The 9,840-nt window shown below is 70.7% G+C and carries 8 protein-coding genes and 1 riboswitch; of the genes, 1 reads left to right on the forward strand and 7 read right to left on the reverse strand.

Annotation, left to right across the window (positions count from 1 at the left end):
- Positions 1-186: 186 nt before the first annotated feature.
- Together ASD48_RS27160 and ASD48_RS27165 are read right to left on the reverse strand one after the other, a co-directional pair.
- On the reverse strand, positions 187-1,158 hold the full coding sequence (locus ASD48_RS27160; RefSeq protein WP_057604321.1) for a LysM peptidoglycan-binding domain-containing M23 family metallopeptidase: 972 nt from the start codon (positions 1,156-1,158) through the stop codon (positions 187-189).
- 4 nt (positions 1,159-1,162) lie between these two features.
- Positions 1,163-1,357: riboswitch (cyclic di-AMP (ydaO/yuaA leader) on the reverse strand.
- A 269-nt stretch (positions 1,358-1,626) separates the two neighbouring features.
- Entirely contained in the window at positions 1,627-3,702 is a 2,076-nt protein-coding gene (locus ASD48_RS27165) for an alpha-galactosidase (RefSeq protein WP_057604322.1), read from the reverse strand.
- Between the two features lie 220 nt (positions 3,703-3,922).
- Between ASD48_RS27165 and ASD48_RS27170 the strand changes: the two genes are divergently transcribed.
- On the forward strand, positions 3,923-4,720 hold the full coding sequence (locus tag ASD48_RS27170) for a tyrosine-protein phosphatase (protein WP_057604323.1): 798 nt from the start codon (positions 3,923-3,925) through the stop codon (positions 4,718-4,720).
- Between the two features lie 107 nt (positions 4,721-4,827).
- Here the strand turns inward: ASD48_RS27170 and ASD48_RS27175 are convergent, their stop codons facing one another.
- From ASD48_RS27175 to ispG, 5 genes are all read right to left on the reverse strand, one after another.
- Positions 4,828-4,950, reverse strand: coding sequence for a DUF6126 family protein (locus ASD48_RS27175; RefSeq protein ID WP_020129477.1), 123 nt, complete (start codon positions 4,948-4,950; stop codon positions 4,828-4,830).
- Positions 4,947-5,579, reverse strand: a complete 633-nt coding sequence (locus ASD48_RS27180; RefSeq protein WP_057604324.1) for an XRE family transcriptional regulator — start codon at positions 5,577-5,579, stop codon at positions 4,947-4,949. Before ASD48_RS27180 ends, ASD48_RS27175 begins: the two co-directional genes overlap by 4 nt.
- A gap of 122 nt (positions 5,580-5,701) precedes the next feature.
- A complete protein-coding gene (locus ASD48_RS27185) occupies positions 5,702-7,087 on the reverse strand; it encodes an aspartate aminotransferase family protein (protein ID WP_057604325.1) in 1,386 nt (461 codons plus the stop codon).
- Positions 7,084-9,006 carry a 1-deoxy-D-xylulose-5-phosphate synthase gene (dxs, locus tag ASD48_RS27190; protein ID WP_057604326.1) on the reverse strand — a complete coding sequence of 641 codons (1,923 nt, stop codon included), beginning with the start codon at positions 9,004-9,006 and terminating at the stop codon, positions 7,084-7,086. Before dxs ends, ASD48_RS27185 begins: the two co-directional genes overlap by 4 nt.
- 26 nt (positions 9,007-9,032) lie before the next feature.
- Positions 9,033-9,840, reverse strand: an 808-nt coding sequence (ispG, locus tag ASD48_RS27195) for a flavodoxin-dependent (E)-4-hydroxy-3-methylbut-2-enyl-diphosphate synthase (RefSeq protein ID WP_057604327.1), incomplete at its 5' end; no start/stop codon positions are given.

Below are 9,840 nucleotides of genomic sequence, written 5' to 3' on the forward strand. Positions count from 1 at the left end.
CGACGGGGCAAGAAGGGCTGCCACAAGAACGCAATGAAACGATCATGAACGCGCAAAGTCCGACACCGCCCGCCCGGCCGACCGTGCCGTGCCGTGCCGTTCCCGGACAAGCCGAAGGCCGGACCCGGGGATCGGGGTCCGGCCTTCGGCCGCGTGTCAGGCGGGAGGTCGTCGGAGTCGGCGGGGTCAGCCGATCGAGACGCCGTGCGAGCGGAGGTAGGCGATCGGGTCCACGTCGGAGCCGTAGTCCGGCGTGGTGCGGATCTCGAAGTGCAGGTGCGGGCCGGTCACGTTGCCGGTGGCACCGGAGAGGCCGAGCTGCTGGCCCGCGGTCACGGTCTGGCCGGCCGAGACGGAGAGCTGGGACAGGTGGGCGTACTGGGCGTAGTAGCCGTCGGCGAGCCTGATGACGACCTGGTTGCCGTACGCGCCGCCCCAGCCCGCGGAGACGACGGTGCCCGCGCCCACGGCCTTGAGGGAGGTACCGGTCGGGACGACGAAGTCGGTGCCGGTGTGGTAGCCGCTGGACCACATGCTGCCGGCCGTGTGGTAAGCGGTGCCGACGGTGGCGCCCGCCACCGGCAGCGTGTACCCGCTGGAGGTGCCGGTGCCGCTCTCGGCGGCCTGGGTGACCGCCTTCGAGGAGGACGAACCGGACGAAGAAGAGGAAGGGGAGGAAGAGGACGACGACTTGGTTCCGGACGCCTTCGACTTCGACGGGGAGGACGAGGAGGAACCGGACGACGAGCCGGACGACGAACCGGTGCTCGCGGCCTTCTTGCCGATCGAGAGCTTCAGTCCCGGGTGGATCAGCGACGGGTCGCTGCCCACGGCCCGACGGTTGTCCTGGTACAGCTTCTGCCAGCCACCGCTGACGTTCTGCTCGTCGGCGATCTTCGACAGATAGTCGCCGGACCGCACGGTGTAGGACTTGGCCGTCGTGGCGGTGGCCGTCTTCTGCGCCACCGGCACGGACTGCACGGCCTTTTCCGGAACGGCCTGGGAAGCCGACTGCGCGACGGACTGGGCGGGGGCCGCGTGAGCGCCGGCGGCACCTATGAGCGGAAGGGCGAGCGCGGCGCCGCCCGTTCCGGCGACGGCGATGGAACGAGTGAAGCGCTGGGTCTTCGGACGGCGGTGCTTACCCTTCGCGGGCATGGCGAATTCCTCTCCGGCGCCTGCGAGGTGAGCTGTCGGGTGCGGACTGGAGATGCCCGGCCGCGCCGAGGCGCGGCTTTACCCCAAAGCCTCTTCCGGAGACCGGAACAGGCGGTTGTACCTGTGGGTCCCCCGCTCCTGCCAGATACGGGTGAGTGTGCGGGCTCCGGGCGGTGGCAGGATTCGGCGTCCGTCCGGATTGGTGTGGAACGTAAGCGACCGGGACGCACAGGGACAAGCAGAGGTTGTGCCGCTCACGCCCATCTCTTGATCCCCTGTGGGAATCCCCGGTCACACTGCGTGAGACAAGGGGTCCCTTTATCGCCAAGCACCCTGGAAACGCCTACGAATTACGTGAACATGACGGGCGACGTACGGTCACGGATATGACGCTCCTCACGTGACAGCTCTCCAGGTTCCTTTATTCCAGAGCGAGTTGGAATTAAGGCTTCAATTCGGACAGAAACCTCAGATGCGACGCAGTCGGATAACTGTCGCATCAAGGTCCCCCCGGAGTCCGGTGCGCAGTCCGTGATGGACCAATACCGCCCCTCGGTGAACTTCGCCCGTTTCACGGCATTCGTACGATGCCGTCGGGTCGAGTCCGCGCAGCCGCAGCGCCGGGACGGGTTCGCCGAACCGCTGCGCCTGGAGCCAGGCGAGGACGACACTCTCGTCACCGCGCACGTACTGGACGGCGCTCAGGCCGCCCGCCGGGGGCCGCAGCCGGTAGAGGTCGCCCTGCTGGACGAGCGGCCGGATCTCCTTGTAGAGGTCCACCCATCGACGCGCCTCGGCGAGCTCCTCCTCGCCCCACTCGGAGAGGTCACCGCCGACGCCGAGCACGCCGGCCATGGCGCTGACGAACCGGAAGCGCAGCGAGCTGACCCTGCCGTTGAGCTGGGCGTTGGGACTGTCGGTGACCCATGCCGCCATCACCCGGGCCGGGTGGATCTGACTGAAGCCGTGCTGGATGTCGAGCCGGTCGAGCGGATCGGTGTTGTCGGAGGTCCACACCTGGTCGGTGCGGCTCATGATCCCGAGGTCGATGCGCCCGCCGCCGCCGGAGCAGGACTCGAAGGCGACCCCGGGGTGGGCCTCCCGCAGCCGGTCCAGGAGCGCGTACAGGGCCCGTACGTGGTCGACCCAGAGGCGCTGCGGGTAGGGGTCGTCCGGCCAGCCGGCGTCGGTGAAGCAGCGGTTGAAGTCCCACTTCACATAGTCGACGGGCGCGCTGGACAGGAGCGCGTGGAGCTGTTGCCAGAGGTACTCCTGGACGTCCTCGCGCGCGAGGTTCAGCACGAGCTGATTGCGGAACTCCGTCCGCTTTCGTCCGGATTGGAACTGCACCCAGTCGGGGTGCGCCCGGTACAGCTCGCTGTCCGGGTTGACCATCTCGGGCTCGACCCAGATGCCGAACTGCATACCGAGGTCGTGCACCTGGTCGGCGAGGGGCTTCAGCCCGTTCGGGAAGCGGTCGGGGTTGGGCTGCCAGTCGCCGAGCCCGGCGTGGTCGCCGGTGCGCGCCCCGAACCAGCCGTCGTCGACGACGAAGAGCTCCACGCCGATCGCGGCGGCCCGCCGGGCGAGTGCGCCCTGCTGCTCCTCGGAGATGTCGAAGTAGGTGGCCTCCCAGGAGTTGAACAGCACCGGCCGGTCCCGTCCGGCGTCCGGGACGACGTACGCGCGCTGGTAGGCGTGCCAGGCGCGGCTCGCTCCGCCGAAGCCGGCGTCGCTCCACAGGCCGGCGAAGACGGGCGTGGTGAAGGACTCCCCCGCGGCCAGCCGCAGCAGCCCCGAGTCGTCGTATCCGGCGCCCCCGGTGATCTGCACGCGCGCGTCCGGAAGTTGGGCGACGGCGATCCGCCAGGTGCCCGACCAGCCGAGGGCACAGCCGTAGACCTCGCCGCGCTCCTCGGTCGCGTCGGTGTCCAGGGCGACCCAGGGCAGGTGCTGGTGCCCGGTGTGGCCGCGCCGGCTGCCGATGACCTGCTCGCCGTAGGTGAGAGGGGACCGGGTGAGCCGGGACTCGGCGGCCCAGCGGCCGTGCAGCTGCGACAGCCGCCAGTCGTCGCGCTCGGGCAGGGTCCAGGTGGCCGAGTCGGCGCGCAGCAGCTCCAGCGCCCGCTCACCGTCGTTGCGCAGGGTCGTCCAGCGCTCGACGACGTCGCCGCGCATCCGGTAGTGCAGGGTGACGGCCAGCCCGGCGTCCCGCAGCCGCAGCCGCAGCCCGTCGGCGTCGGCCTCGAAGCCCTCGTAGGACCACTCGGTGCCGCGCCGCCTGTCGGTGCGCACCGACAGGGCGGGCCGGACGAAGCGGGGGCCGCCCTCGACCGGGTACTCCTCCCGGCCGTCGAGCGGGGACTCGAAGGACGCCCCCCGCTCCGACGGCGGGAGGGCGGCGAGCGCCTCGGCGTCCGCGAGCGCGATGCCCGGGCCCCAGTGCAGGTGGACCAGCTCGTCGGCCTCGGTGAGGTGGAGGGCATAGCTGCTCGTCGGCCCCGAAAGGAGCCAGGTACGGCCGTTGTCGGCGATCTCGGGCATCAAACCCCCACTAATTCGAACAGGTGCGATCAAGCACCAACATCATCGAATGCGGTCGGCCTGCCGGGCAACTTTCCGTGGACAACTCTTCACCTGGGCGGACGTCCGGAGTACCGCCCTGTGGACAACCCGTTGCCCGGGGAACCCATGTCGTATCGTCGGGGAAGCGTCCCGTCGGCCACCACGAGCCGCGCCGGCGGAGACCGACAGGGAGGCCCCCGTGACGCAGCAGATCCCGTCGACCGAGCCCGAGCTGGCCGGTGTGCGCAACTTCCGGGACGTGGGCGGTCTGCCGACCGTCGACGGCCGGAGGGTGCGGCACGGCGTGCTGTTCCGCAGCGGCCATCTCGCGCACGCGACCGACGAGGACGCCGCGTTCCTCTCCGGCCTGGGCCTGCACACGATCTTCGACTTCCGCAACGCCGCGGACCAGAAGCTGGAGGGCCCGGACGTCGAGCTCCCGGGCGTACGCAATGTGAACCTGCCCCTGTCCGACCCGGCGGACGGCTCCGAGTTCTGGAAGATGGTCCGCGACGGCGAGATCGACCAGCTGCGCGGGATCCTCGGCGACGGCAAGGCCGCCGGCCGGATGATCGCCTCCTACCGCTCGATCATCAAGGAGCGGACGGCCGAGCACGCGCGGGTGCTGCACTCGCTCGCCGAGGACAGCGTCCCCGCTCTGATGCACTGCGCGGCGGGCAAGGACCGCGCGGGCCTGTCCATCGCGGTGACACTGCTCGCCCTGGGTGTGGAGCGCGAGGCGATCCTCGCCGACTACCTGGAGTCCAACGCCAAGCACCGCCGCTACCGGGTGCGCCGCAGCGCCACCTCGTCCGCGGCCTACTCCCCCGAGGTCATGGAGCTGCTCAGCCCCCTCTTCGACGCGCGCGCGGAATACCTCGCGGCGGCCCTGGAGACCATCGAGGAGACCTGGGGCGGCGTCGACACCTATCTGGAGGAGGGTCTCGGCCTCTCCCCCGAGACCCGTGAGCGGCTGCGGACCCGGCTGCTCGACTGACACCGCGTCCGCTGTCGTCCGAGATCGCGTCCGATGTCACGTCCGAGGTCGCGTCCGAGGTCGCGTCCGGGTCCGTGCCCCGGAGGGCGCACGGGCTCCCGGGGGCGCTACTGGTTGGCCCCCACCTCGAACAGCAGCCAGAGGAACGCCGCGAAGACGTGCCCGACCGCGATGTAGATGATCAGCCGGATCCAGAGGGTGCGGGGGAACTTCTCCTCGATGTCCTTCATGGTGTCTCTCCGATGTGCGAAGGGGTCGGGCCCAGGCACAGCGTGGCCGTGGGACTCTGCAACAGGGTGTGGACGAAGAGCAGTTCGACCCCGTCGGCGTCCTGCGCCGCGATGCGGTGCGGGGTCAGCGAGTCGAAGTGCGCGCTGTCACCGGGCCCGAGCAGTTCGGTGGTGTCCCCGAGGCGCAGCCGCAGCCGCCCGCGCAGGACGTGCAGCCACTCCTCCCCGGGGTGCACGCGCACGACGTCCCCCTGGGAGCCGTACGGCACATGGACCCGCAGGGCCTGCATCCCGCGCCCGGACGCGCCGGCCTGCCAGTACGTCCAGCCGCCCGCGCGGGTCGGCTCCATGCCGGCGGCACGGACGACGGCGTCCCGGTCGGCGGACGTCTCACCGAGCAGTTCCGAGACCGTCGTACCGTAGATACGGGCGAGCGCGAGCAGCATCGGCAGCGAGGGCTGGCGCTGCCCGGTCTCCAGGCGGGAGAGATGGGCGGGCGACAGCCCGGCGGCGCGGGCCGCGGCCTCCAGCGTGAGGGCGGCCCGGCGGCGCAGGGCGCGCAGCTGGGGGGCGACGGCGGGAAGAGCCCCGGCTGGTTCCGCCGGGTCCTCGGACTCGGGCGAGCTCATGGCTCCATTGCACGCCGGAATTGCCTCTGCGGCAAATTTGTTGCCTCAGAGGCAAAAGCGCCTGGGGGACCGCCCTCCCGGCCGCCCGTTCCCCCACCACCACCGCCCGCGCCCCGTGCGGGTCAGCGGTTGGCGACCGCCTGCTTCACCAGCGTCCTGCCGAAGTCCCACATCAGCCCGCCGCCGCCGTGCGCGTCGTCCATCACGGCGGTGAAGGCGTCGACGAACCGGTCGACCTCCGTCTCGCCGATGATCAGCGGCGGGATCAGCTTGATGACCTCCAGATGGTCGCCGGAGACCTGGGTGAGGATCCGGTGCCGTTGCAGCAGCGGTACCACCACCATCTGCGCGAAGAGTCCCTTGCGGGCCGCCTGGAGCATGGCCCACCGGCTGCGCAGCTTCAGCGAGCCGGGCTTGCCGAACTCGATGCCGATCATCAGACCCCGGCCGCGGACGTCGGCGAGCAGCTCGTACTTGTCGACGAGGGCCGCCAGCCGGGACCTGAGCAGGTCGCCGGTGGCCCGCGCGTTGGCCACGAGCTGCTCGTTCTCCAGCACGGACAGCACCGCGAGCCCGGCCGCCATGGCCTGCGCGTTGGACCCGAAGCTCGCCGAGTGCACGAGCACCCGGTCCATCGACGAGTAGACCTTCTTGAAGATCCAGTCCTTGCCGAGCGTGGCGCCGACCGGCACATAGCCCCCGGAGAGCGCCTTGGCCACGCACACCAGGTCCGGCTCGACGCCGTCCTCGTGCTGGTAGGCGTAGAAGTCGCCGGTCCGGCCGAGACCCGTCTGCACCTCGTCCGCGATCAGCAGCGCCTTGTGCCGGTGCAGCAGCTCCTGCGCGGCACGCAGATAGCCGGGCGGCGCCTCGTGCACCCCCTTGCCCTGGATCGGTTCGACGATGAGGGCGGCGACGTCTCCCTTGCCCAGCTCCCCGGCCAGTGCGTCGAGATCGCCGAGCGGGACCGCCGTGTCGGCGAGCAGGGGCGCGAACCCGTCCCGGAACCCGGACTCGCCGTTCACCGACAGCGAGCCCGTGGTGAGCCCGTGGAAGGCGTGGTCGCAGTACAGGACCCGCGGCCTGCCGGTGGCGTAGCGCGCGAACTTCAGCGCCGTCTCCACCGCCTCGGTGCCGCTGTTGCCGAAGAACACCCGGTCCAGATGCGGGCTGTGGGCGAGCAGCTTCTCGGCCAGCAGCCCGGGCAGCGGCTGGCAGTCGAAGCGGGTCAGGTCGGCGAGCCGGGCGTCGAGGACGTCGTGCAGCGCCTTGCGGACGACGGGGTGGTGCCGGCCCAGCCCCATCACCCCGAACCCGGCGAGCATGTCCAGGTAGTCGTTGCCGTCCGCGTCCCAGAAGTACGCGCCCTCACCGCGCTCGTAGACCTTGTCGAAGCCGATGGTGTGCAGCATGCGCGGCAGCTGGTGGTTGAGGTATCTGGCGTGCAGCTCGTAGCGCTCGGCTCCGCGCTCGGCCAGGAGGGCGCCGAGGTCGAACTCCGTGGTCATTCAGCTTTCTCCTTGACTGGGCCGGTCACCGCGGTGTCGAGGGACCGGACGTCCGCGGCGGCCAGGCTCGCGCTGATCCGGCCGGCCACCTCGACCGGGGTGAGGCCGATGTCGGCGAGCACCTCACCGCGCTTGGCGTGCGCGAGGAACTGCTCCGGGATGCCGAACCGCCGTACGGGCACGTCGACGTCGGCGTCGCCCAGGGCCAGCGCCACCGCCGATCCGACGCCGGCGGCGCGGCTGTTGTCCTCGACGACGGCCACCAGCCGGTGCCCGGCGGCGAGGCCGGGCAGGGCCGGGTCGACGGGCTTCACCCAGCGGGGGTCGACGACCGTGCAGCCGACACCTCTGGAGTCCAGCAGCTCGGCGGCCTGCAGGCACACCGGCGCCATCACGCCGACGGCCACCAGCAGCACGTCCGCGCGGTCGCCGCGGTGCAGTACGTCCATGCCGCCCACCCGTCCGACGGCCGGCACCTCCGGTCCGACCGACTCCTTCGGGAAGCGGACCATGGTCGGCGCGTCGTCCACCGCGACCGCCTCCCGCAGCTGCGCGCGCAACTGCTCGGCGTCGCGGGGGGCCGCGATGCGCAGCCCCGGGACGACCTGGAGCACGGACATGTCCCACATGCCGTTGTGGGAGGCCCCGTCCACACCGGTCACGCCGGCCCGGTCCAGCACGAACGTGACCCCGCAGCGGTGCAGGGCCACGTCCATCAGCAGCTGGTCGAAGGCCCGGTTGAGGAAGGTGGCGTAGACGGCGACGACGGGGTGCAGGCCACCGGTCGCCAGCCCGGCCGCGCTCACGGTCGCGTGCTGTTCGGCTATGCCCACGTCCCAGACGCGGTCCGGGAAGCGCTCGGCGAACCCGCCGAGCCCCACCGGATGCAGCATCGCTGCGGTGATCGCCACCACGTCGTCGCGTTCCTCGCCGATCCGCACGATCTCCTCGCCGAAGACGGACGTCCAGGACGGGCCGCCGGCGGGCGCGAGCGGCACGCAGGTGAGGGGGTCCATCGCACCCACGGTGTGGAAGTGGTCCTCCTCGTGCGCGAGGGCGGGCTCGTACCCGCGGCCCTTCTCGGTCAGGCAGTGCACCAGCACCGGCCCGTGGAAGCGCTTGGCACGCCGCAGCGCGGACTCGACGGCCTTGATGTCGTGCCCGTCGATGGGGCCGACGTACTTCAGACCGAGGTCCTCGAACATGCCCTGCGGCGCGAAGGCGTCCTTGAAGCCCTTCTTCGCGCCGTGCAGCGACTCGTAGACCGTGTGGCCGACGACCGGGGTGCGCAGCAGTACGCCCTTCCCCCAGGCCAGCACCTTCTCGTAGCCGTCGGTCGTGCGCAGGGTCGCCAGGTGGTTGGCGAGTCCGCCGATGGTCGGCGCGTACGAGCGTTCGTTGTCGTTGACGACGATGATCAGCGGCCGGTCCTTGGCGGCCGCGATGTTGTTCAGCGCCTCCCAGGCCATGCCGCCGGTGAGCGCGCCGTCGCCGATGACCGCGACCACGTGGCCCTTCTCGCCCTGCACCTGGCGGGCCTTGGCGAGGCCGTCGGCCCAGCCGAGGGCGGTGGAGGCGTGGCTGTTCTCGATGACGTCGTGCTCGGACTCCTCGCGGGAGGGGTAGCCGGACAGGCCGCCCTTGCCGCGCAGTTTGGAGAAGTCCTGACGCCCGGTCAGAAGCTTGTGCACATAGCTCTGGTGTCCGGTGTCCCACAGGACGCGGTCGACCGGGGACTCGAAGACCCGGTGGAGCGCGACAGTCAGTTCGACCACACCGAGGTTGGGCCCCAGGTGTCCGCCGGTCCTGGCGACCGCGTGCACCAGGAACTCCCTGATCTCTTCGGACAGTTCACCGAGTTCCGCCTCGGACAGCGCCTTCAGGTCGCGTGGTTGCCGGATGTTCTCCAGGATCGTCACGTCGGGCCCCCTTCGGTCCGTGCTGTTCAACTCACGGTGACGGCCGGCTCCCCCGCCGCGACGCCGTCCTGTTCCATCTGCTCGGCGATCTTCATCGCCTCCTCGATGAGGGTCTCCACGATCTTCGACTCGGGGACGGTCTTGACGACCTCGCCCTTCACGAAGATCTGGCCCTTGCCGTTGCCGGAGGCGACCCCCAGATCCGCCTCCCGCGCCTCGCCGGGGCCGTTGACCACACATCCCATGACGGCGACGCGCAACGGGACCTCCATGCCCGTGAGGCCCGCCGTGACCTCTTCGGCCAGCTTGTACACGTCGACCTGGGCGCGGCCGCAGGACGGACACGAGACGATCTCCAGGCCGCGCTGCTTGAGGTTGAGGGACTCCAGGATCTGGATGCCGACCTTCACCTCCTCGGCCGGCGGGGCGCTCAGCGACACCCTGATCGTGTCGCCGATGCCCTGCGAGAGCAGCGCGCCGAACGCCACCGCCGACTTGATCGTGCCCTGGAACGCCGGGCCGGCCTCGGTGACGCCGAGGTGCAGCGGGTAGTCGCTCTGGGCGGCGAGCTGGCGGTACGCCTCGATCATCACGACCGGGTCGTTGTGCTTGACCGAGATCTTGATGTCGCGGAAGCCGTGCTCCTCGAAGAGGGAGGCTTCCCACAGGGCGGACTCGACGAGGGCCTCGGGGGTCGCCTTGCCGTACTTCTGGAGCAGGCGGCGGTCCAGCGAGCCGGCGTTGACGCCGATGCGGATCGGGGTGCCGTGCTCCTTCGCCGCCTTGGCGATCTCCYTSACCTTGTCGTCGAACTGCTTGATGTTGCCGGGGTTC

Source organism: Streptomyces sp. Root1310 (assembly GCF_001426425.1).
Classification (GTDB): Bacteria; Actinomycetota; Actinomycetes; order Streptomycetales; family Streptomycetaceae; genus Streptomyces.